At 44.3% G+C, this 21,351-nt stretch carries 22 protein-coding genes; 6 read left to right on the plus strand and 16 right to left on the minus strand.

Annotated features, from left to right (window positions below; translation table 11 throughout):
- Positions 1 to 75: 75 nt before the first annotated feature.
- The 3 genes from MINF_RS07845 to MINF_RS07855 all read left to right on the plus strand — a co-directional run bounded on the left by MINF_RS07845 (position 76) and on the right by MINF_RS07855 (position 5,594).
- Positions 76 to 3,306, plus strand: coding sequence for an efflux RND transporter permease subunit (locus MINF_RS07845; protein ID WP_012464110.1), 3,231 nt, complete (start codon positions 76 to 78; stop codon positions 3,304 to 3,306).
- A 12-nt stretch (positions 3,307 to 3,318) separates the two neighbouring features.
- A complete protein-coding gene (locus MINF_RS07850; protein ID WP_012464111.1) occupies positions 3,319 to 4,548 on the plus strand; it encodes an efflux RND transporter periplasmic adaptor subunit in 1,230 nt (409 codons plus the stop codon).
- 95 nt (positions 4,549 to 4,643) lie between these two features.
- Complete coding sequence (locus tag MINF_RS07855; protein WP_012464112.1) at positions 4,644 to 5,594, plus strand: class I SAM-dependent methyltransferase; 951 nt, start codon at positions 4,644 to 4,646, stop codon at positions 5,592 to 5,594.
- On the opposite strand, the gene MINF_RS07860 is transcribed toward MINF_RS07855, so the two are convergent.
- Positions 5,588 to 6,148, minus strand: a complete 561-nt coding sequence (locus MINF_RS07860) for a hypothetical protein (RefSeq protein WP_048810272.1) — start codon at positions 6,146 to 6,148, stop codon at positions 5,588 to 5,590. The two genes, MINF_RS07855 and MINF_RS07860, sit on opposite strands and share 7 nt — an antisense overlap.
- A 179-nt stretch (positions 6,149 to 6,327) precedes the next feature.
- Here MINF_RS07860 and MINF_RS07865 point away from each other — a divergent pair, with 179 nt between their 5' ends.
- Positions 6,328 to 7,383, plus strand: a complete 1,056-nt coding sequence (locus tag MINF_RS07865) for an aromatic ring-hydroxylating oxygenase subunit alpha (RefSeq protein WP_148205201.1) — start codon at positions 6,328 to 6,330, stop codon at positions 7,381 to 7,383.
- A gap of 128 nt (positions 7,384 to 7,511) precedes the next feature.
- Here the strand turns inward: MINF_RS07865 and MINF_RS07870 are convergent, their stop codons facing one another.
- The 5 genes from MINF_RS07870 to MINF_RS07890 all read right to left on the minus strand — a co-directional run bounded on the left by MINF_RS07870 (position 7,512) and on the right by MINF_RS07890 (position 10,274).
- Entirely contained in the window at positions 7,512 to 7,811 is a 300-nt protein-coding gene (locus MINF_RS07870) for a hypothetical protein (protein ID WP_148205202.1), read from the minus strand.
- Between the two features lie 197 nt (positions 7,812 to 8,008).
- Positions 8,009 to 8,743 (minus strand): nucleotide-binding protein, encoded by a 735-nt coding sequence (locus MINF_RS07875; RefSeq protein ID WP_048810273.1) that lies wholly within the window; start codon positions 8,741 to 8,743, stop codon positions 8,009 to 8,011.
- 170 nt (positions 8,744 to 8,913) lie between these two features.
- Entirely contained in the window at positions 8,914 to 9,150 is a 237-nt protein-coding gene (locus tag MINF_RS07880; protein ID WP_012464117.1) for a hypothetical protein, read from the minus strand.
- A 9-nt stretch (positions 9,151 to 9,159) separates the two neighbouring features.
- Entirely contained in the window at positions 9,160 to 9,687 is a 528-nt protein-coding gene (locus MINF_RS07885; RefSeq protein ID WP_148205203.1) for an RNA polymerase sigma factor, read from the minus strand.
- Between the two features lie 203 nt (positions 9,688 to 9,890).
- Positions 9,891 to 10,274 carry a hypothetical protein gene (locus tag MINF_RS07890; protein WP_048810274.1) on the minus strand — a complete coding sequence of 128 codons (384 nt, stop codon included), beginning with the start codon at positions 10,272 to 10,274 and terminating at the stop codon, positions 9,891 to 9,893.
- A gap of 129 nt (positions 10,275 to 10,403) precedes the next feature.
- Here MINF_RS07890 and MINF_RS07895 point away from each other — a divergent pair, with 129 nt between their 5' ends.
- Positions 10,404 to 11,285, plus strand: coding sequence for a class I SAM-dependent methyltransferase (locus tag MINF_RS07895; RefSeq protein WP_079200439.1), 882 nt, complete (start codon positions 10,404 to 10,406; stop codon positions 11,283 to 11,285).
- Positions 11,286 to 11,631: 346 nt separating this feature from the next.
- On the opposite strand, the gene MINF_RS07900 is transcribed toward MINF_RS07895, so the two are convergent.
- On the minus strand, positions 11,632 to 12,999 hold the full coding sequence (locus tag MINF_RS07900; RefSeq protein ID WP_012464124.1) for an amino acid permease: 1,368 nt from the start codon (positions 12,997 to 12,999) through the stop codon (positions 11,632 to 11,634).
- Positions 13,000 to 13,133: 134 nt separating this feature from the next.
- On the opposite strand from MINF_RS07900, the gene MINF_RS07905 reads away from it, so the two are divergent.
- Positions 13,134 to 13,634: a GNAT family N-acetyltransferase gene (locus MINF_RS07905; RefSeq protein WP_148205204.1), complete on the plus strand. Its 501-nt coding sequence runs from the start codon at positions 13,134 to 13,136 to the stop codon at positions 13,632 to 13,634.
- Between the two features lie 14 nt (positions 13,635 to 13,648).
- Here the strand turns inward: MINF_RS07905 and MINF_RS07910 are convergent, their stop codons facing one another.
- The 9 genes from MINF_RS07910 to MINF_RS07945 all read right to left on the minus strand — a co-directional run bounded on the left by MINF_RS07910 (position 13,649) and on the right by MINF_RS07945 (position 21,327).
- Complete coding sequence (locus tag MINF_RS07910) at positions 13,649 to 13,999, minus strand: hypothetical protein (RefSeq protein ID WP_048810275.1); 351 nt, start codon at positions 13,997 to 13,999, stop codon at positions 13,649 to 13,651.
- Positions 13,960 to 14,301 carry a hypothetical protein gene (locus MINF_RS07915; protein ID WP_148205205.1) on the minus strand — a complete coding sequence of 114 codons (342 nt, stop codon included), beginning with the start codon at positions 14,299 to 14,301 and terminating at the stop codon, positions 13,960 to 13,962. Before MINF_RS07915 ends, MINF_RS07910 begins: the two co-directional genes overlap by 40 nt.
- A gap of 53 nt (positions 14,302 to 14,354) precedes the next feature.
- The gene (locus MINF_RS11475; RefSeq protein ID WP_012464128.1) at positions 14,355 to 14,513 is read right to left on the minus strand and encodes a hypothetical protein; all 159 of its coding nucleotides are present in this window, start codon (positions 14,511 to 14,513) and stop codon (positions 14,355 to 14,357) included.
- A gap of 66 nt (positions 14,514 to 14,579) precedes the next feature.
- Positions 14,580 to 15,752: a D-sedoheptulose-7-phosphate isomerase gene (locus MINF_RS07920; RefSeq protein ID WP_048810276.1), complete on the minus strand. Its 1,173-nt coding sequence runs from the start codon at positions 15,750 to 15,752 to the stop codon at positions 14,580 to 14,582.
- Positions 15,753 to 15,754: 2 nt separating this feature from the next.
- Complete coding sequence (hypE, locus tag MINF_RS07925) at positions 15,755 to 16,771, minus strand: hydrogenase expression/formation protein HypE (protein WP_012464130.1); 1,017 nt, start codon at positions 16,769 to 16,771, stop codon at positions 15,755 to 15,757.
- A 29-nt stretch (positions 16,772 to 16,800) separates the two neighbouring features.
- The gene (hypD, locus tag MINF_RS07930; RefSeq protein WP_012464131.1) at positions 16,801 to 17,907 is read right to left on the minus strand and encodes a hydrogenase formation protein HypD; all 1,107 of its coding nucleotides are present in this window, start codon (positions 17,905 to 17,907) and stop codon (positions 16,801 to 16,803) included.
- 43 nt (positions 17,908 to 17,950) lie between these two features.
- Positions 17,951 to 18,241 (minus strand): HypC/HybG/HupF family hydrogenase formation chaperone, encoded by a 291-nt coding sequence (locus MINF_RS07935; RefSeq protein ID WP_012464132.1) that lies wholly within the window; start codon positions 18,239 to 18,241, stop codon positions 17,951 to 17,953.
- A gap of 36 nt (positions 18,242 to 18,277) precedes the next feature.
- Complete coding sequence (gene hypF, locus MINF_RS07940; protein WP_148205206.1) at positions 18,278 to 20,626, minus strand: carbamoyltransferase HypF; 2,349 nt, start codon at positions 20,624 to 20,626, stop codon at positions 18,278 to 18,280.
- A 5-nt stretch (positions 20,627 to 20,631) separates the two neighbouring features.
- Positions 20,632 to 21,327: a nickel transporter gene (locus tag MINF_RS07945; protein WP_012464134.1), complete on the minus strand. Its 696-nt coding sequence runs from the start codon at positions 21,325 to 21,327 to the stop codon at positions 20,632 to 20,634.
- Positions 21,328 to 21,351: the final 24 nt, after the last annotated feature.

Here is a 21,351-nt window from a genome sequence, read left to right on the forward strand (position 1 = left end):
TCGCTAAATTTTACATAATTTTAATTTATAAATTAATTTTTTTATTTAAAAAATTTCGTTTTCCTAGCTCAAGCTATGTGGCTCGTCAAGCTTTCTTTAAAAAAAACTTATACAATCGGAGTATTAGCCGTTCTCATTTTTTTCCTCGGTTTTTTTACCCTAAAAACAACCCCCACCGATATATTTCCCGAAATTAACATTCCCGTTGTCGTGGTCAGTTGGCAATACTTGGGGTTAGTCCCTACCGACATGGCCAATTATATAACGACATTTAGCGATTATCAGATCGCCAATTACGTGGACGGGGTCAAGCGAATAGATTCGAACATCTATTTTGGTTTTTCGGTAAGTAAAATTTATTTTCAGCCTTACGTGGACATCTCCATGGCGGTTGCCGAAATCACCGCCGTTCTCCAACCCATTATCAAAAGAATGCCTCCTGGGACGACTCCTCCCCTCATTTTTAAATTCAATGCTTCATCCGTCCCGGTTCTACAGATAGCTGTTTCAAGCTCCTCTCTCTCTGAACCCGCTCTTTATGACTATACGATCTGGCAGCTGCGCCGTGATCTTTTATCCGTTAAAGGAACAATGTTCCCCCCTCCATGGGGCGGAATTGTAAGGTGGATGACCGTGGACCTGGATCCTCATCAACTTCTAGCCAGGGGGATTTCAGCCCAGGATGCCGTGGACGCTCTTACCGGGCAGGTTCTGAATTATCCTTCCGGGGATGTCAAAATCGGGGATAGGGATTATTTTGTCACCCTCAACAATGTCCCAAAGAATCTTTTCGAAATCAATGATTTTCCTATAAAAAGAGTTTTTGATACTGATTTTGCTTATGTTCGAAGAAACATCAATGATCGAGTAATCTACTTTCGGGACGTGGGGACAGTCCATGATGGAGGGGTCCCCCAAGTGAACTTGGTCCGATTGAACGGTGTTCATGGCATTTTGATGACCACGCTCAAAACCATGGGGGCTTCGACTATTCAAATCGTTGATCAGATCAAATCCCTTCTCCCCGAAATCCGCAAAGCAAATCCAGATAAAAAAATTCAAGAACTCTTCGATCAATCCATATTTGTTCGTGCCGCTATAAAAGGGGTGGTGTTTGAGGCCGGCTCGGCTGCAATCCTGACAGGGCTCATGATCCTTTTATTCCTCAGAAGCCCAAGAAGCTCTTTCATCGTATTGACATCAATCCCTCTTTGTATTTTTGTGGCGTTGTTTCTTCTTAAACTACTAGGCCATACCTTAAACTTGATGACCCTTGGAGGCCTGGCCTTAGCGGTGGGAATACTCGTCGACGATGCAACGGTGGCAATTGAAAACATTCACCGGAACAAGGAATTAGGGAAACCTCCCCTGCAATCCATTATGGATGGCTCACAACAGATTGCCTTGCCTGCGCTAGTCGCAACGCTATCCATCTCCATAGTCTTTACTTCCGTCATTTTTCTTGACGGTCCTCCTCGATACCTTTTTATCCCCATGGCCCTTGCCGTCGTATTTGCCTTGCTTTTTTCCTACGTATTGTCTCGATCCCTCGTCCCCGCGATGGTTCTTTTGCTCGAATCCAAGGAAGATAAAGAAAGCAGGATAGACCGGCTTTTCTCCTTTTTTTATCCTATCCAAGCTTCTTTTTACCGAAACTTTGAAAGATTGCGCCTATCCTATGCAACAATCTTAAGGATGGTTCTATGCAACAGGAAGAAATTTTACATCGGCGTGTTTTTTTTCATAACGGGAAGCCTTCTCACCCTTCCTTTCATTGGCAGAGATTTCTTCCCGACGGTGGATGCGGGAATCATGCGTTTGCATGTTTATACCCCCACGGGAACGCGCCTGGAAAAAACAGAGGAGTATTTTTCCCGGATTGAAGCGTCTATAAAAAAAATAATTCCGCCTGCAGAACTCGAAACGATGGTGGATAACACGGGCCTACCGATCTATTTCATGGCCACCCTTGCCATGTCTGACTCCATGAACCAAGGCTCCTTTGATGGGGAAATCATGATTAATTTAAAGGAAAAGCATCGCCCTACCGCCTTCTACATGAAAAAAATAAGAAAAATTCTAAGAAAAGAGTTTCCGGATTGTATCTTCTTTTTTCAGCCCGCCGACATGGTTAACCAAGTCCTCAATTTTGGCGTACCTGCTCCCATCGACATCCAGGTTATCGGCACCGACGACAAGCTTACGTATCAATTTGCCCTCGAATCTCTTTCCAGAATCAAGGAAATTCCCGGGATAGTGGACGGCCACATCCATCAACGATTCGACTATCCCACCCTTCACCTCGAGGTAGACAAAGTCAGGGCCGTGGAGATGGGCCTTTTTCAAATCCACGTGGCCAACAACGTGCTCAATCAACTGTCGACCAGCTACATGGTCAAACCTACCTATTGGCCAGACCCAAAAACAACGATCAACTATCCCTTGCTCGTCTTCAGCCCGCAGATGAAGATCAACTCCATAAACGATCTATTGAATTTTCCCTTAACTTCGATTACTACCCCGTTTTTGGTAGGGGCTTCGCCTCCCGTCGAGTCCACGCAAACCCTCCTTGGTAACGTGTTAAATCCTGAACTTTTGGCCAATGTCGCCAAATTGATCCATACAACAGAACCGGCCATGGTGAGTCATTCGACGATGAAGCCCGTCTTCGATATCCTTTGCAATGTTCAAGACAGGGACCTTGGGGCGGTTGCTTCTGACATAGAAAAAAAACTCGATCCGTTGAGAAAAAAACTTCCCCCTCTTTACAGGATCATCTTGTCCGGACAAGCTTCCAGCATGAACAGCGCTTTCCAGCAACTGGAATTTGGAATTCTTTTTGCCATTATCTTGGTTTACCTTTTAATGGTAGTAAATTTTCAATCCTGGCGAGAACCCTTTATCGTTCTTACAGCCCTGCCTATTGGAGCCTGCGGAGTTTTATGGATGCTTTTTCTCACGCGAACAACATTTAGTGTTCCCTCGCTCATGGGCATTCTTATGGCTGTTGGAGTCATCACTTCAAACAGCATCCTTCTTATTACTTTTGCCAACCAGAGAGTCAGGGAAGGGCTGTCTCCGCTTGAAGCTTCGCTAGAGGCGGGTTTTACCCGGTTCAGACCCATTTGCATGACAGCCTTGGCCATGATCATAGGCATGCTTCCCATGTCGTTGGGGCTATCGGAAGGGGGAGAGCAATACATCCCTTTGGGGCGGGCCGTTATTGGAGGACTGCTTTTAGGAACGGCGGGCACCCTGTTTTTTGTGCCTTCGATGTTTACCACCATTCGACAGCGAAAACCCTAGACGTGAATCACCATGACCTTCAGAATGCATGAAACAAAGGAAGAACAAAAAGCAGAGAAGAACCTTGTCCAAACCAAAGGAAAAAGAGAACACCTTTTTTTACGTTCCATGATTTTCTTCTTTAAGGGAAAAACCGGGAGGATCTTAAGATCCTTCAAAGAAAAAAATCCCTTGTTCATCGTCGGTGGGCTTTTCTTTCTTTTTTTTGTCTTTTCTTTGGGTCAAAGGATCTTAAATTGGTTTGAACTTCAATCCAATCTTCGCCTTTCCCAACTCGTCTATGTTCACGTGGTACACCCGGAAAAATCGAAACCGGTTGTCTCTTTGACTTTACCCGGAACGACTCAAGGCTTCTACGAAACTCCTATCTGGTCAAGAGTAAACGGCTATATCAAAAAATGGTACGTGGACATCGGGGATAAGGTTAAAGCGGGGCAGCTTCTTTGCGAAATCGATGCCCCGGAAGTAGATAAGGAAGTGGAACACGCTCGAGCCAAAGCCGAGATCGCAAGGATCAGTTACGAAAGATGGAAAAACCTTTCCGCTACCCGTGCCGTATCAGCCCAAGAATATGACGTTCAAAGAACAAATTACGAAGCCGCTGTCGCCGAACTGGACAAGTTGCTTCAGTGGCAGAGCTTCGAAAAAGTTACAGCCCCTTTTGACGGGGTAATTACGGCCAGGAATATCGATATTGGAACACTCGTTGCCGGGCAAAACGAAGCGGTCCAAGGCGCCCAGAAACAACTCTACCGCATTGCCCAGATCGATGTTTTAAGGATATATGTCGCCGTTCCCCAAACCTATTCGTTGTCGATCAACGAAGGCATGCCTGCCGAAGTTATCGTTCCTGAACAACGCGGGAAAATTTACCCAGGCAAAGTGGTTAGGACATCCTATGGATTAGAATCAGCCTCAAGGACCCTGCTTACGGAAATCGACGTAGAAAATCCCGACATGAAACTGCTTCCAGGACTCTATGTCATCGTTTCCATTAAAGTTCCGAGCATAGCCCCGTGGACTATTCCTGTAAATGCCCTCTTCATTAAAGATGGCCAACAATACGTTTCTACCGTGGATAAAGGCAACCGTTGCCATCTCAAAAAAGTGGAAGTAGGGAATAACGATGGGTATAAAGTAGAAATTTTACAGGGGATAGATCCCCAGGATGACATAGTTCTCAACCCTCCAGATGAAGCAAAAATCGAGGGATCCAAGGTTATCCCTGTCCGCTCTCAATAAATAATTCTTCTTTTTTTCTTTTCATCATCCATTTAGAATCATTTTAATTATATATCAAGCTTGGTTTAAGCCCCGATTCCTAACATTTCTCTGTAATGCAAAAGAGCTTTATACAGCTTTACTTGGAACACAAGGAAAAGATAGCCCATAAGTGGACTTCTTATCTTGAAATCTATGACTCCGCTTTTGCGCCTTTTAGGAACCTGCCCATTAACTTGTTGGAGATTGGGGTCCAAAACGGAGGATCCCTTGAAATTTGGTCTAAATATTTTGAAAATGCTCTAAAAATAGTGGGATGTGACATTAATCCCCGTTGCAAAGAACTGATTTTTTCAGATCCTAAAATCCGCATTGTCACCGGGGATTCATGCCGTGAAGAAACCAAAAACAAGATCCTTGCTGAAACTTCAAGCTATAATCTTATCATCGACGATGGATCACATAAGTCTTCAGATATAATCAAAAACTTCGCCCTTTACTTCCCTCATCTAGCAAACAAGGGGATTTATCTCATAGAAGACCTCCATTGTAGCTATTGGAAAGAGTTCGAAGGAGGACTTTTTTATCCTTACTCCGCCATGGGATTTCTCAAGAAGTTGGTGGACATTATCAATTATCAACATTGGGCCGTAGCAAAGGAAAGAAAGGAGCTGTTAAAAGAATTTGAAAAACTTTATGACATCAACATTGGAAATGACACCCTTTCTCAAATTTATAAAATCGAATTTTTCAATTCGGTCTGCATGATCACCAAATCCGTTGAAGAAGGGAGCTCTATCGGCAAACCGATTGTCGCCGGAACAACGGCTGAAATCAGTCCTGGGATTAAAGATTCGGGGGGGGCTGTATTCTTTCCCGATCAGAAAGAGAATTTTTGGTCTAACGAAACAAGCTTCGAATCCTTGGAAGAAAAACTGATTCAAAAGTTGGCCGAAAAAGAAAAAGAAATTGAAAGGATTAAAAATTCATTTTCGTGGAAACTGATTCAGCCTATTCAATATATCCTCCAAAAAATTTTAAAAATTTCTGCAAGCAATCATCAATAGGTAGGGTAATGGATAATATCAAATTTTGACCTAATATGATAGACGGTGACGATTTGGGTAGAACTTTGGACCGGTCCACCATAACCCATTCCCCAACCGGGATACCCCACCGGTCCCCAAAATGGATCTCCAAATCCAAAGGGATATCCGAACATCCCATACCCATAACCCATTCCCATAGAATCATAATAGGTTTCTCGTCTTCTTTCTCTCAAGACTTTCGAATAGACTCTAACCACCCCATTTGCATGCTTATCCTTGGCTTTATCGACAGCTTTTTTTATGGCCTCTCTTTTTTCTTTGTCCACCTTAGCCCAGCTATCTGTCGTGCGTTCGTCCCTAAGGACGCCATCAATCCAATAACGCATGGCCGGTGTCCCCTCAAGCCACACATCCACATTCTTTATCCTGACTACCTTGCCTCCTTTTCCAATCTTCAGTTTTGGGTGCTCATAGGCAATATATTCGGTCGAGGCGCGCACCAAAGAAAGAGAAAACAAAAAAAAGAAAGCAAAAGCTACCATCCTTTTTCCAAGATCAAAATCGGTCTTCATAACTAAAGGTTGACGATCGCACAAGAAGAGAAAACTTTTTAAACTATAACCAACCCGCTCAAAAAGAAAAAGTTCCTTGAAGTTTAACAAATAGCCCGAACCACTGGGAAAGAAGTTACCCTCACCGAGTCCTGTTCCTTGGCATCCCCATCCAAATGGATTACTTTTTATGTATCTTGATGAATGAATATTCCCTTTTAGAAGAAAATGCTTCCCTACTCAAGGCCTACTCCTCCTCGATGTCTTCATATTGGCTTCCCGTATGTCCTTCTTCCTCTTTGTTGGACAAGCCTCTAGGAATACAGCTTTTAGAAAAGCGTCTTGTCCTGGCCCGTCTCCATGGAAAAGCCAGCTGTTTCGATGATCTTTGCCGTCATCTTGGTGCCGCTCTTTCCAGGGGTAAAATAGAAAAAAACAGTTTCTTGAGGTGTCCTTACCATGGGTGGCTCTATAATGAAGAAGGCCGCTGCGTAGAAATACCCTCCCGGCGCAACCTTCCCATTCCTAGGGACGCCCGGATAGGTTCTTATCTCACCCAAGAATCCCAAGGAATGATTTGGGTATGTCTTGGAGCAAAGGAAAAGTATCCCCTTCCCCATTTCAAGGAGTTCGATGATCGGGATTTTCATCAACTGGATGGAGGAAAATGGAAAGAAAGCCACTGGCGGGCAACTCCACAGAGAATTGTTCTAGGACAGCTCGACGATACCCATTTCGCATGGGTTCATCCTTCAACCATTGGGCATCCGGACCTCGTAGAAGCACCCGAACACAAGGTCACTAAGGAAACAGGATTTATACGCTCAACTTTTACCCTATTCCAGCGAAAAAAGGCCCCTTCATCGGGGTTCAGCACGGCCGACATCGCCCAAGAAGGAGAACTGTCCCCTGTTCATTACACGGTGTCCGCCGGGCCTAACTGGATTCATTTACGCAAAGAAAACGACAAGGCAGAAGCATGGGTCCTTGTTCAACTTGTTTCCCCCTTGTCTTACAACGAAAGCAAGGTGTTTTGGAAAATAGCCCGTAACTTCGATAAAAATCCCCAGCGTGATCCCATTTACGAAGAAGTTCAACTCCAGATAATGGAAGAAGATAAGCGTGTCATAGAAAGCCAAAGACCCTGGCTACTGCCCCCGATTTCCTCCAGTTTATCTCTTTACTTGCGCCCCGGCGATCTTCCTTTAATCGAGTACCATAAATGGATGGAAGAAGAAAGGATTCCCCTCCTGTAGAAAGGCTCTTGAAAGGTATCTTTGATCCCTTTTTAAGTCCACTTTCTTCTTGTTTACAAGAGATCGGCTCGCTCTAGCCAGGAAAAACTCCTCCCATGGGAAAGCCCTTCAGCGATGAAAAAGAACGATCAATCCCAGGGGCCATGAGAAACTAAAACGGCTTCACCCCGGGAAAAAGGGAACCGTTTTTTGGGTTGAGGTAAAGTGCGTCGAGGAGGTTTTTGTTCCTCCAAAAAAGGATCTAGAGAATCTTTAAGATCTTTAAAAAGCGATTGCTGGATCTTGAACAACTCCCTTTGTTCTTCCAGGAAAAGGGATTGAAGCCGAGAAATCCTTTCCCAAAGCACATCTTGCCATTCTTCAAGAAAAACAATCTCTTGATTGATTTGTTCTAATACCTCTTGGGCCTCTTTATCGGTGGAATTCAAAACCTTTCCGTTTTTTATGATTACTATTTTTTTTCCTTCGCAATCACAATAACTTGCTTTACCCAATAAAGAAAAAGGGGATAAAAGCCATGTAAAGAAAAGTAGGATAGCCAGTCCCGAGCGCATTTTCCCTCCTTCTTTTCACAAAGGCTCTATACAAATTATCCGGAATTTTAAACTTTGCAAAACGAAGGCTGTTAAGCCACCGGGATATTCCCCTTGAAGGGGTGGGAAAAGATTCTTGAATCTTCGAGCTGATCAAATACGGGTTGAAACCAATTTTTGACCCGTTGCCTGAGAAGAATAGGAACCGAGTTGTCATGAGCGAGGAGGGATGGTCTTGATCCCGTTTTGACCAATTGTTGCATCGCTTCTTGCAAGAGGGTTGAGATTTTAATCTCGATAGGCAGATAACTTTTTCTAAATTGCTGCCCGGCCTTAGAATCAAAATAATCGCTGAAATGGGCAAGTTTTGAATGCATCATGTTTTTTGCAACCAGGTACCTGCAAGAGTCTTGAAAAACAGCAGCCCAATCGAAAATCCCTCCAGCAGATCCCGGATAAGGGGTAACCGATCCCACGGCTATCACCTCTACTTTCATTTCCGTAAGGACCTGGGGAGTAATCAGCTCCTTCCACCATCCCTTGATTTCGGCTCCACTATTGGCGGGAAGATCGACAAGGGTATATTCATTTTCTGCAGCCGTTTCCAAAATCATGTCGCACTCCCTGGCACTGCGAATATCAACCCTCAGGCAATCTTCAAACCAATGGCTTATCCCCCCTGCCTTTCCGGAATTTTCTAAATCGGCTTCAATGATCTGAACGTTTTTTCCCTTGGATAGAAGCCAGTCGGCAATGAGAAGCATAGCCGTGGTTTTCCCCGTTCCCCCCTTCGCCCCTATCGTCATGAAAAGATAACTTTTAAGCATGAGAAAAAAACATCGCTGTTCAACCAACGGGGATAGTCTACAAAAAAGGCAAAGGAGCGGTCAATAGGAGTCGAAAAAATTAACAATTGTAACAATAACTTAACAATCGTAACAGATTTTAATTTTTTTGTTCTCCATGAGGAAGTTGATGGAGTTAAAACGGATAAATCTTAGCCACAGTCCTTATCCTCGATCTGTTTTATGGCAACAAGAACATTTTCTTTGAGAAATACAGGTGGGCTGATCTGCTGCAGACAGTGCCTGATCATCCCCTCTAAATGATCTTCTTTTTCTTCCCTGAAGAGCTGTTTTCGGGCTAAGCTCAACCCCGAAGATCTGTCCTTTTTAGGCAATTTATCCCTCTTTTCTTTATTCAAAGCCTTATGGACAATCTTTTTCGACCCCATGGTTCCTCTTTATATTTCTAATTTTAACCTCTTATTTTTCCCTTTGTTTGACCCTTTGGCAAGAATTAAATTGCGTAACGACTTCTTTGCACGAAATATTCTAGACATCACCGTTCCTATAGGCACGTTCAATATTTCAGAAATGTCTAGATAAGAAAGTTCATCCATGTAATAGAGAAGCAGAACAATCCTATAGGGCTCATCAAGCTGGAAAAGACAGTCCAGGACATACTGGCAATCAACCGTTATTTCTCCTTTGTTTTCCTCCACAAGGAAATTTTCCATCTCTTCAATACCCATGTATTGATAGCGTTCTTCCCTCTTCTTCGATCGGAGGAACAACCTATACAAGGTGGTAAAAAGCCAGTTTTTGACTTTCAAAGCGTTCTTTAAATTTTCTTTATGAGTATAAAGAAGAACAAAAGCCTGCTGCACTAAATCACAAGCTTGATCAGGTTGCCTGCAAAGCGACAAGGCAAATCTATAGGCATCCTTGTGATATTCTTCAAAAAATTTTTCAAACTCTTGTCTATTCATAACCCCTTGTCCATTATTCTTATAAGAAGGTTTTTGAAACGAAATGGTAGAGAGCCAAAGGCAAAGCCGATGCTCAGCGACCGAACAAAGCTGATTGCTAGGCTTTCTTTCCCTAAAACTTTGCCGACACACAAAAGGGCAAACGCTTACATGGGAACAAGAGGGCGATTGCAAAGCTCCTCCATGGCCTAGCTTGATCGAATTTAAGAATAGGACTTAGGGGGAGGATTACGGAACGGGAGACAAACCGAATCAGGAACTTGCTTAACCTGGTGCAGGGTTTGCAACAAAAGATTGTACCTTTTTACTTCGATAGACAAAGCGGGCGTAATCATGGGTGATGCTTTTTTCAAGGATTTCGACCACGCCATTTTCTTTGCTTCTTTGAATTGCTCCTTGGAAACTTTTTTACAAATGGAACAGGGATGTTTCCCATCAAATGTCATTGTTATGCCACTTTCTACCCCGTAACTGGATGAATAGCTAGAGATCATCTTTCCGTAGGCAACAAAGAGAATTAAAATCCAGTGGAGGCCCAAAATACCAAAAAGCGACAGCAAGGAAAGAATGGAGCCTACTTTTTTCACTTTCCTTTACTTGGAATTTTTTCTAAGCTCTGTCAACACTATTTTTTCAATTCTTGTTTCGTTCTCTATCCTGTTGTTTTTAAGCAGCATGAGGGATATACAATAGGTTGATGCCCGCCTGCCACGATCATGATAAAGCCAAGTTTTACCCTTTTCTGCGGCTGTCTATGCCTATTTGCTTTTCGGGAGACGATTCAAAGTTTTGCTTCCAGTCCCTCGGTTAAAGCCTCTAGGGATACTCCTGCCCTGGCCCGATCCTATCAACGGCTAAGCCTAGCTCAATATCAACAAGGAAAGAAACTTGTCGATCTCTTGAATATTAACCCAAAAGATAAGGTCCTAGACATCGGATGCGGTAGCGGAGAACTGGCCGCATATGCTGCCCAGTTTTGTTCACCCCAAGGTTTTGTGCTCGGCATCGATCCTTCGCCCTATAGAATAGAGCTCGCTCAAAAAAAAGGGGCCAAGAACTGTTATTTTCGGGTCGCAAGCTCCGACCAACTCTATTCTTTGCCCTCCAACAGCTTCGATGTGGTTTATCTTAACTATGTCTTGCATTGGATAGAGAATAAAAGGCAAGTATTCGAAGAGATTTTTCGCCTTCTTAAACCTGGAGGCAGGCTGGGAATAAGCATGGGGGACAAGCAGCAGAATTCAAAAGTATACTCTATCCTCATGGAATCGATTCAAGAAACGCTTGGGAAAATTCCCTCTGACCGGCTCGTCACTCCTTATTACATCTCGAAGGAACAACTCGAAAAAACGGCTATTCAAAGCGGTTTTTCTATAGATCATCTTTACGTCGAAGAAAATATCCACTACTTAAGTTCCCCTTCGAAGGTCATAGAATTTTTTGAAGCGAGCGATTTCGGTAATTTTTTAGCGGGTATTCCTCAAAAAGCCAAAAGAAAGATAATCCGTAAAATGAAGGGGAATTTAGCCAGGCTGGCTACGCCTCGAGGAATAGAAATGAAATACCGAACTATTGTCTTCATCGGTCACAAACCCTGAGTAAACTAGAGCACAGCTGCCCCCAACCACTTCTCCCTAACCAAGCGAGAGGGGGAAGGAACTTGAACCTCGATGCTCTTTTATACAATGGATTATTTAAAGAAGGATGATTCTCTTGTAAGAAAAATTCAGGAAAAGTCCAGGATCCTTTTTAAATAGGGACCGAGACCATGTTTATTCTCCTGGGAATCCGACTTTCCAAAATTCTGCGCCCGCATTTGGCAAGAAACCGGGCATAATCTAAAGGCTTGGCTTCTGTCAGAACCGCCCTCCTTGGCTATAGGGAGAAAAAATTTCAAAATCTAGGAAGGCTTACCGACGAATACAATGGTTCTTTTCCCAGGGCTTACAAGGGAGCAATGTTCTTGGGTTCTTTTCTGGCGGGATAATTCCAATAAAAAAAATACAGGACGGCGCCAAGGCAAAGCCAACCTACAAAGGCAATAAGAGTAGTCTTGCTGAGATGAATAATCAAAAAAAAGCAACTCAAAATCGAAAGAATACCCGTCCATGGCATTCCCGGAGCCCTAAAAGGAGCTATAAGTTCGGGATTTTTTTTTCTCATCACTAAAACGGATACCGAAACCATGATAAAGGCGGTCAGCGCCCCGACATTGGTCAGTTCAGCCACGGTATGTATCGGAGTAAAACCGGCCAGCAAGGCTACGATTAAGCCAGAACTCAATATTATCCTGTAAGGAGTATTAAACTTGGGATGCAACTTTTCCAAAAATGGAGGCAAGAACCGATCACGGGACATGGCAAAAAAAATCCTGCTCTGCCCATACATATTTACAAGCAAAGCCGACGTGATCCCTCCTAAAGCTCCCACGCTGACAACGGAAGCTGTTAGACGTTCTCCAACTTGCATCAAGGCATACGTCACGGGGTCTTTTACATCCAGTTTCTTGTAAGAGACCACCCCCGTTAACAATAGCCCGACCAATATGTAAAGAAAGGTACAAAACACAAGAGAACCGATAATGCCAAGGGGTAAATCTTTCCCAGGATTCTTAGCCTCCTCCGCGGTGGTCGAAACCGCATCAAAACCGAGGTAAGCAAAAAAGATAAAAGCAGCTCCACCCATAACTCCTTTCCATCCAAAAGGCATAAAGGGAACCCAATTAGACATGTTGAGATGGCGGCTGGCTACAAAAATGAAAAGGACGATAACCGCTAATTTTAATCCCACGATAAAATGATTAAACCAAGCGCTTTCCTTAACACCCTTAGAAAGCAAAAGAGCCATCAAAAAGACTATGCCCATGGCCGGAACGTTCATCATTCCTCCTTCCGAAGGAGCGTGGGCAAATTGGAAAGGAACGACGATTCCCACAGCCTTTAGGAGATCAACCATGTAAGCCGACCAACCTATGGAAACCACGGCACCCGTAAGGAGGTAAGCCAAAATCAGGCACCAACCCGTAATCCATCCGGCGAACCTGCCAATAGCCCTATAGGCATAAGTATAAGCACTGCCCGCAGAGTGAATAACAGAAGAAAATTCCGCATAGGCGAACGCGGTAAAAAGACAAACGATTCCCGCAAAAACAAAAGATATACTCAAAGCCGGTCCTGCTTCCCTTGCTGCGGCAACCCCTGTAAGGACGAAAATGCCCGAACCGATTATGGCACCTACTCCAAGAAGAAAAAGATCGAAGGCATTAAGCGTCTTGGCTAGCTTTTGTTTCTCTGAAGGTTTCAAAAGATCCATCGTTTACTTCTTAAACTTTTTTCCCTGTTTTGACCTTAATGTCTAAAAAGCAGGAGAGATTCCAAGAGCTTTATTCTATCTTTGTTTTTTGTAAAAGAGTAGCGGAATTGAATCCTCTCTTTATAATTTTTTTCATGGAAAATCTTGTTATCAGGGAGGCCACCAAGGACGACCTTCCTGTCCTATATTCTCTTTTCAAAACAATTGTCGAAGAACAAGCTTCCTATCCTTTTACCCTTCCTTTTTCTTATCCCGATTTTATCCAGTTCTGGGAAGTTCCCTCCCCGTCTTGGAAATTTTGCGCCTGTATTGGAGATACAATCACCGGAGGTTATATGCTCAAGCCCAATTCCGTAGGCTTGGGCGATCATGTCGCTAACGGCTCTTTTTTTGTCGCTCCCCCCTTTCGTAGGCGAGGCATAGGAGAGCAGCTGGGAGGGCATGCTTTAAAAAAAGCCAAGCAATTACATTTTCTTGCCTTGCAATTCAATTACGTCGTCAGCACGAATGTCCCGGCAGTCAATCTATGGCTCAAGCTCGGATTTAAAATCGTAGGTAGCATCCCCAAAGCCTTTCGCCATCCTCAAAAGGGTTATGTTGATGTTTACATCATGTTTAGAGAAATTGAGCCATAGGATGGACAAAGCTTTCATTCTTTTGATTCTTTTGGAGGAGGATTTTTATTCCCAGGGTAGTCTTTTTTTGAAGACCAGTCCTTGACAGGTTGGTCTCTTTTAAACTCCTTTTGGATATTCTTCCATACCCATTTGCCTACCTGTTTCAAAAGGTAATAAAAGAAACCCATTCGGGCTAATTTGGAGAAAATCCACCGGAGGGAATAGAGAAGCAGGCCTATGGCTATCCCCGCGACGAGGCTAAGGATAAGGGTATTTTCTTTAGAAAGATTGTCGCCTACCCGCTTGAGAGATTCCTTGAATCGGGCACGAGCTTCCTCAAGCTTTACTTGAGGATCCGATTTGCTATTTTTCTTATTATCCATAGAAAAAACCCGGAAAGAAGAGTCATGAAGGCGCCGCAGAGAAAGGCCCCTCCAATTTTTCCCAGTACCTCACTAAAGAGCAAGTAAAGCCCCCAAATGCCGTAGAGGAATCCTATAAAAAGAGAAACAATGGAAAAGCAGAGGAGAAGCAGGCTGATCAACAAGAGAAAGACGAACGACCATGCTCGGTGGCGAAGACAATGTATTTCAGCTTCGAGAAGTTCCATGAGTCGAAGAACAAGTTCGCCTATTCCCCAAAAAGGTTCTTTGTTTTCAGAATTTTCACCCGCTTTCTTTTCCATGAACATCTAAAATGAATCGACTATCTTCAGAGATACCAATAAAAAAATAAAGCTCAAAGACAATCTTTAGCTCTTTTTGCGAAAAAGAGCTTTTCCCATCTCAAGCCCTGGATACCCCAATCTTCAGCGACTACCGGCTGAGGTCGTCGAGCCTTTAACCAGCTTAACCGGCTCTTGGCTGTTGAACTTTTTTCGCCTTCCCAGCTATACATCGCCTTTTCCCATAAATTTCTTTTAAGCTATTGCACCGGAGAAGGTCAAACGGACGTTTCAAAGGATTATACCGGAAGCTCTGGGTTGCACAAGGCTTCGCAGATAACGTGATAAATGGAAAGCTGGACTTCCTGGATCCGGGGAATATAATTGCTGGGGACGACGATCGATACGTCAGCGAGCCCTCTTCTTTTGATCTCTCCGCCGTCATGACCCACTAAGGCAAGAGTAGAAAGTCCCCTCCTTTTTGCCTCTTCAAAGCCCCGTAACAGGTTTGTCGAATTCCCGCTGGTCGAAATGCCCACCAAAACATCATTCGATTGAGCATGGGCTAATAATTGCCGAGAAAAAACAACTTCAGCTCCTACGTCATTTAAAAGCGCTGTAATGAGGGCAGGTTCCATTGCAAGAGAGACTGCTGGGAAAGGTCTTGCTTTTTTTACCGGTGGACTGATTAGATCCAGGACAAAATCATTGGCATCCGTTGCCGAACCCCCGTTACCCATAACCATAACCTTTCCCCCTCGAATCCTCGTTTCTTCAAGCAGTTCGATAGCTTGAAGGATAGCTAGAGGCTCCTCTGCAACTCTCTCTCTTAATCTATTGTCTTCCTTTAGCTTTTCTAAGATAGATTGAGATACCGCATCCAATAAAGGCCCGATGTCATGACCACTCGAGCGAAGAGAAGGATAAAGAAATTCAAGCCCTCCTATTTCATATCCCAATGGGCGGTGCTCCAAAAAAACATGAATCGTTTCCCAGAACGTATGGTATATGGTCTCTACGATTTCTTGAAAAATCCAGGGATCGCTTACGGGAGATTCCACCGCATAATTTCCTTTTTTACCCGGGAAGGCAAAGGTCATCGCTCCTTTTACCGATGCCCATTGAAGAGCTTCCTCGATCTCCTTGTCCCCCTCAATGGGACCAAAACCAAAAACCATGTCTTCTTTCTTGCAAAGGCAGCTTAACCAGCTAGAAAAATGCGCAGAAATATCCAAAGCGGGCAACGCTTTCTTGCCCACGATTACAGGATGAACAAATTCAACAGCAACATGCTGGGCATCGCTGAGGGCTGATCCTTTCCCAAAAGCAAGCAATCTACCCCCTCTTAAGAATCTTTCGGAAGCCTCCTGGCTTGCTTGTGCTATTTTAAAAGCCTCGGAGAAAAAAAATTTCTCGGCTATTTCGTTCCTTTCCTGAAGTTTTTGCTTAATCCAGAAAGTGTCCACTGCCATTTTCAACAGATCCGGGGAAGGGGTTCTCCAACTAACATATCAATAATCCGGCTCCCTCCATATTTTGTAAAACCCAAAACCGTGGCCGGCGGGTATTCTCGAATTTCTCCAATTTCCACCGCTCCTTCACCTCCAGGAGTGGATCTTAAGATCTCAATAACTTCCCTGGATCTTTTTGCTTCGACTACGGCTAAAAATTGCCCTTCGCAAGCGATATAAAGAGGATCGATCCCTAAAATCTCGCTCGCCCCCCTAACCTCATCCCTCATTGGAACCTGTTCCTCCCTAATCGCTATAGCCAATCCGCAGTCCCTTGCTAGTTCGTTTAAAGCCGTAGCGACACCACCCCGGGTCGGATCGCGCATCCATTTAACCGCCGTAGGGGCTTTTTTGAGTATCGGATCAATCAAGGACCAAAGGGGACGACTGTCACTTTTTAAATCCGCTTCAAGTTCGAGTTCCCCTCTTGCCATTAAAATCGTTATTCCATGGTCACCTATCGGCCCGGAAAGAATGATTTTGTCTGAAGGTCTTACCCTTTGCACGCCGAGATTCACATCCAAAGCTATGCTTCCAATGCCCGTTGTGGTTATAAATAATGAATCAGCTTTTCCTTTTTCAACGACCTTAATATCTCCTCCAATAATGGGGACAGGAACAAGGCTGGCCGCCTCAGCCATCGCTGCAATTTCTCTTTTAAACACGTCCAGGGGAAGTCCTTCTTCAATAATCCAGCTTGAAAGGATGGCTAAAGGCTTTGCCCCGCTAACGGACAGATCGTTCACCGTGCCATTGACGGCGAGTTTGCCAATCGATCCTCCGGGAAAAATTATAGGGTGGACCACAAAGCTATCCGTGGTCAACGCAAGCTTTCCTTCGGGCTGCTCCACCATAGCTGCATCAGAAAGAACCTCCAGGGAGGGATTGCGTAAGGCGGGAAGAATGATAGATTCAATTAACCGTCGGGTTGACTTCCCTCCTGAACCATGAGTCAGGTTAATCCGCTGGTCGTGTTCCATTTTTTCGTATTTGTTGCTTCAGGCAGGATTCATCCCGAGAGCCCATGAAAAGCATGATGATAATAAGCGGCACAGGCCCCTTCGGAAGAAACCATTAACGCTCCTACGGGATGTTCCGGAGTGCAGTAAGTACCAAAAAGCTTGCATTGAAAAGGCTTTAATACTCCCTTAAGAACTTCTCCACACTGGGAAGCCTTAGGATCAGAGACCGAAATACCCCTGAATGCATAACGCTTTTCGGCATCCCAATCCTGAAATTCCTGCTTTATTCTTAGAGCCGAGCGAGCAATAAATCCAAGTCCCCTCCATTCGAAATAAGGACGCAGTTCAAAGACTTCAGCCATAAGCCTTAGCGCCGCCGTATTCCCGTTCCAAGGGACAACACGATTATACTGGTTTTCGACTTGAGCTTTACCCCGGTTCAGTTGCCGGAGTATCCTTAAAATCGACTCCAGGATGTCCAATGGTTCAAACCCTGAGATAACAATGGGTTTCCCATACTCTTTTGAGACAAACTCATAAGGCCTACAACCGATTATCGTAGAAACATGGCCCGGGCCAATAAATCCATCCAATCTCATATCCGGAGATTCTAGAATCGCTCGGATGGCAGGAATGATCAGCACATGATTACAGAACACGGAAAAATTTTGGACACGGTGTTGTTTCGCCTTAAGAATAGTCAAAGCGGTAGCCGGGGCCGTCGTTTCAAAGCCGATGGCAAAAAAAAGAACCTCTCTTTGGGGATTATCCATGGCGATTTTTAAGCTATCCAGGGGTGAATACACCATCCGGACCTCTACTCCCTTGGCTTTAGCTTCCAGGGGGCTTCCGTTTTGGCCCGGCACCCGCATCATGTCCCCAAAACAGCTAAATAGGAGATTTTTTTCTCGGGCAACATCTAAACACTCATCGACCCTTCCCATGGGTAAAACGCAAACGGGACAACCCGGTCCGTGGATCAATTCTACATTAGGGGGAAGAAGATCATGGAGACCAAATCGGTAGATAGAATAGGTATGTCCTCCACAGACTTCCATGATCCGGTAACAGCGTTGGGGATCGGCATAGTGCAGTATCTCCTTGGAAAGATTCTTGATGAGTAGGCCGTCTCGAAATTCGTCAACAAATTGCATCGGTAGGGATTCCCGTCAAAAAGCCGTTCTCGATAAACATCCTTTACTCTTCTTCGCCGAATCGATATCCCTCTAATTCTTGGAGGGCTTGTTGTTGTTCTCCAAGTATTGCAAGCATCTGGAGTTGTTCCCTTGCTTCAGACTCCGAGATTTTTGCCAAGGCAAACCCGACATGAACCAACACCCAATCCCCAGGATGTATGCCCTCCTCTTGAATAAGTTCAATATTGATCTTTCGCCTGACCGAGGAAACCTCGACAACGGCAAAATGCATGAAAGGATTTTCTCCTAAATTTAAAACTTCAACTATTTTACCGGGAATAGCCAGGCACATTTTTATTTAAAAGCCTATTGTGCTTTTCGCTGGCTGTCAATGATTCGATTCCATCCTGGGAATTTGAGGGTCAATTTCCCGCCCCTCCTTCCCATAAAGGGCTCCTATTAATTGGCCAAAGCTTATATTTTCATCGTTAGGAGAGATCTCGTCATGGAAAAAAAGATCAAACCTACCTGCCCACTGCAAATAAAGGAGATCAACAAGCAAGCTATTTTGGAACACTCCCCCCGAGAAAGCGATCTTCCTTGCCCCGGTATTTTCAGCCAATTTCCCGATGAGTTTTGATAACCAAAAATGGAACCCTAGGGATATTTCCTCCTTGGGTATTTCCTCTACAATGGACTTCTCTATAGATTTCAAAAGATTTTCCAATGAAATGGGCCGGCGCAAGGGTGCCTTTTCGTCAAACCAACGGAGAGGAATTTTTTCTAAATCGCTTAAAGATTGCACGGAGCTTGATGCCAGTCTTTGAAGGGCAATTGCCGCTTCACCTTCAAAGGAGGCTCGATCACATAGACCGAGCAAAGAGGCCAGGGCATCGAAAAGCCTACCGACACTACAACAAGCCCAATATTTCTTTCTATCGAGAAGAGCCCGGTAAGTTTTCCACTCCCAAGGGTTAAACTTTGGTTTTAAAAAATCTTCAACAATCTTTCTTTCTTTCCGGAATATTCCAAGAGCCGAGATCCTAGGCTCCCTTACGGCTTTATCTCCCAAAAGAAGAGGAAAATACTCAAAATGGTTCACCCTTTCCATTCTCCCTTTATAATAGAGGAAGAATTCTCCCCCCCACACCGCTCCATCTTCACCGTATCCGGTTCCATCCCATATTACCCCAAGAACGGGCTCTTCTAGTCCTAGGAGTTTTTTTTCGGCGAGTATCGCCCAGAAATGAGCTTTATGATGCTGAAAATAGATTCTCTCGATGTTCTTTTCTTCAGACATCGCCTCACCAATAAGGCGGGAACGGTAAAGAGGGTGAAGGTCCAAGATTATCTTCTGGGGTTTGAACCCCCAAAGGTTAAAAAAATGAGATAGAGTTTTTTTGAAATTTTCTTCAGCTTCAAAACAGTCCAGATCTCCTAAATATTGGGAAAGAAAGATGTTCCCTTCATGGCAAAAACAAACAGTCGATTTTTTCTCGGCGCCCAAGGCTAAGTAACACTCCCCCTTAGGAACCCTTAAGGAAGCATTCAAGAAAGGAGCAAAAGAACGGCTTCTTCTCAAAAAAATGGTTTGTTTGAAAAAAAAAGAAACCCGAATCACCGAATCGTCTTGAGGAACCACGATGTCCCTGTTATGCGTCAAGACCTTGTCAAAGACATGCCCAAGTTTCAAAAAAAGCATTCCTTCTTCAAAAACAATGGGCAAGCCCGATATGTTCGCACTCGTGGCTACCAGTGGCCTTTTCAGGTAGTCGAGCAAAAGAATATGCAGGGGAGTATAAGGGAGCATGATCCCAAGGGTGTCTTGCGCAGGAGCCACAAGATCGGCTATGGGACTTTGCGTTTTTTTCCTTTGCAAGATGAGAATCGGTTTTTGGCGGGAAATAAGCCAACTTTTTTCTTTTTCACTGAGGTAGACCTCCTTTTCCACCTCTTGGATGTCATTGAACATCAGGGCAAAGGGCTTGGAAGCTCTCCGTTTTCTCTCCCTTAATTTCAAAATAGCGGCAGGATTAAGGGCATCGGCCATGAGCAGATATCCCCCTATCCCTTTCACGGCAACAATCTGTCCTTCGGCAATGGCCCAAGCTCCCTCTTTTATCGCCTCCTCGCCTTGAGCTATCTCCTCTTTTTGTTTTCCATAAAGATAGACCCTTATTCCACATTCTTTACAGGAATTGGTTTGGGAATAAAAACGCCTATCGGAAGGATTCTCGTATTCTTCAAGGCAGTCTTTACACATGGGGAAAATATTCATCGTCGTCTTCGACCTATCATAAGGAAGAGAATAGATGATGGAGTAGCGGGGACCACATTCAGTACAAGTTATGAAAGGATACCTAAACCGGCGATTAGAAGAGCAATAAAGCTCTTCTTTGCAGCTTTCACAAACATCCAGATCCGGAAGAACAATTACGGAATGTTCTTTTTCCTCGATGCTTTCTTTGACGATAAACCCTTCTAAACCCAAGAAAGGGGCTTCTCTGCAAAAAGATTCTGTGAGGAGGGCCAATGGAGGGTAATCTCTCAAGAGATCCCGGTAAAATCTCTCTAGTATTTCTTTTTGACCCTCAACATGGATATGAACGCCATCTGTCCCATTGCTGACCCAACCTTTGAGATCGTAGGATCGAGCCAAGCGATAAACATAGGGACGGAAACCCACCCCCTGTACTTTTCCCTTTAGCTGAATATGTATCGCCTCTTTGTCAGCCATTTGCGTTACTGTTGAAAAACCCAAAATATACCGACAGCTATGGCTAAAAGACCAAATAAAATACCTATCCCTTTTTTGCCGCGGTCCGTTTTGACAGCGCCAGAGACAATCAATTTCCCCATCATCATCGAAAAACAGATCATTCCCAGGATTGACCCTCCTCCAAAACCAATAATGTAGGCTAGGGCAAGAGAATTATCGGGGAAAGCCAAAACAGGAAGGGCGGAAAGAAAATGGTTACTGCCGGCAAACCCATGGAGTATCCCTATAGCCAGCGGGAAATGGCAATGACGATGAGCAAGTTTTTCATGGCTGTCCTCGGTGGGTTTATCTTTATGGAAGTGGATATGGGAGTGAACGACGCCGTCGTGACAATGCGTATGCACATGGACTCTCTTCTGGAGATTCTTTTTTAATCCCCACGCCCCAATTCCAATAAGCACAATACCCACCATTTTTTCAGATCCCTGGGATATAGAGGAAAGGGGCAGGATGTTCTTGAGAAGGAAAAGGAGCAGGGTCAAAATCCATACTCCTCCACTATGACCGATACCCCAATATAAACCTATCCTCCAAAAAGAGGTTCTTTTTTCCAAAACTAAAGGAGCTATAGCTGCCAAGTGATCAGGACCACTAAGGGCGTGAATAAAACCGGCAGTAATTCCACTTCCTAGGGCTACAGGGAGGATCCAGCCTATCATTGGGAAGGATAGCTAATGTTTCTC

This window comes from Methylacidiphilum infernorum V4, from assembly GCF_000019665.1.
In the GTDB taxonomy this organism is placed as follows: Bacteria; Verrucomicrobiota; Verrucomicrobiia; order Methylacidiphilales; family Methylacidiphilaceae; genus Methylacidiphilum; species Methylacidiphilum infernorum.

What these genes read in the sequence shown, in the direction of transcription:
- MINF_RS07915 (WP_148205205.1), bottom strand. Translation starts at nt 14,301, where the DNA reads ATGGAAAAGAAAGCGGGTGAAAATTCTGAAAACAAAGAACCTTTTTGG.
- MINF_RS07880 (WP_012464117.1), bottom strand. Translation starts at nt 9,150, where the DNA reads ATGGGGTCGAAAAAGATTGTCCATAAGGCTTTGAATAAAGAAAAGAGG.
- MINF_RS07850 (WP_012464111.1), top strand. Translation starts at nt 3,319, where the DNA reads ATGACCTTCAGAATGCATGAAACAAAGGAAGAACAAAAAGCAGAGAAG.
- MINF_RS07885 (WP_148205203.1), bottom strand. Translation starts at nt 9,687, where the DNA reads ATGAATAGACAAGAGTTTGAAAAATTTTTTGAAGAATATCACAAGGAT.
- hypF (WP_148205206.1), bottom strand. Translation starts at nt 20,626, where the DNA reads ATGGCTGACAAAGAGGCGATACATATTCAGCTAAAGGGAAAAGTACAG.
- hypE (WP_012464130.1), bottom strand. Translation starts at nt 16,771, where the DNA reads ATGGAACACGACCAGCGGATTAACCTGACTCATGGTTCAGGAGGGAAG.
- MINF_RS07910 (WP_048810275.1), bottom strand. Translation starts at nt 13,999, where the DNA reads ATGGATAATAAGAAAAATAGCAAATCGGATCCTCAAGTAAAGCTTGAG.
- MINF_RS07860 (WP_048810272.1), bottom strand. Translation starts at nt 6,148, where the DNA reads ATGAAGACCGATTTTGATCTTGGAAAAAGGATGGTAGCTTTTGCTTTC.
- MINF_RS07855 (WP_012464112.1), top strand. Translation starts at nt 4,644, where the DNA reads ATGCAAAAGAGCTTTATACAGCTTTACTTGGAACACAAGGAAAAGATA.
- MINF_RS11475 (WP_012464128.1), bottom strand. Translation starts at nt 14,513, where the DNA reads ATGTATAGCTGGGAAGGCGAAAAAAGTTCAACAGCCAAGAGCCGGTTA.
- MINF_RS07900 (WP_012464124.1), bottom strand. Translation starts at nt 12,999, where the DNA reads ATGGATCTTTTGAAACCTTCAGAGAAACAAAAGCTAGCCAAGACGCTT.
- MINF_RS07895 (WP_079200439.1), top strand. Translation starts at nt 10,404, where the DNA reads ATGATAAAGCCAAGTTTTACCCTTTTCTGCGGCTGTCTATGCCTATTT.
- MINF_RS07865 (WP_148205201.1), top strand. Translation starts at nt 6,328, where the DNA reads ATGAATGAATATTCCCTTTTAGAAGAAAATGCTTCCCTACTCAAGGCC.
- MINF_RS07905 (WP_148205204.1), top strand. Translation starts at nt 13,134, where the DNA reads ATGGAAAATCTTGTTATCAGGGAGGCCACCAAGGACGACCTTCCTGTC.
- MINF_RS07845 (WP_012464110.1), top strand. Translation starts at nt 76, where the DNA reads ATGTGGCTCGTCAAGCTTTCTTTAAAAAAAACTTATACAATCGGAGTA.
- MINF_RS07875 (WP_048810273.1), bottom strand. Translation starts at nt 8,743, where the DNA reads ATGCTTAAAAGTTATCTTTTCATGACGATAGGGGCGAAGGGGGGAACG.
- MINF_RS07935 (WP_012464132.1), bottom strand. Translation starts at nt 18,241, where the DNA reads ATGTGCCTGGCTATTCCCGGTAAAATAGTTGAAGTTTTAAATTTAGGA.
- MINF_RS07945 (WP_012464134.1), bottom strand. Translation starts at nt 21,327, where the DNA reads ATGATAGGCTGGATCCTCCCTGTAGCCCTAGGAAGTGGAATTACTGCC.
- hypD (WP_012464131.1), bottom strand. Translation starts at nt 17,907, where the DNA reads ATGCAATTTGTTGACGAATTTCGAGACGGCCTACTCATCAAGAATCTT.
- MINF_RS07920 (WP_048810276.1), bottom strand. Translation starts at nt 15,752, where the DNA reads ATGGCAGTGGACACTTTCTGGATTAAGCAAAAACTTCAGGAAAGGAAC.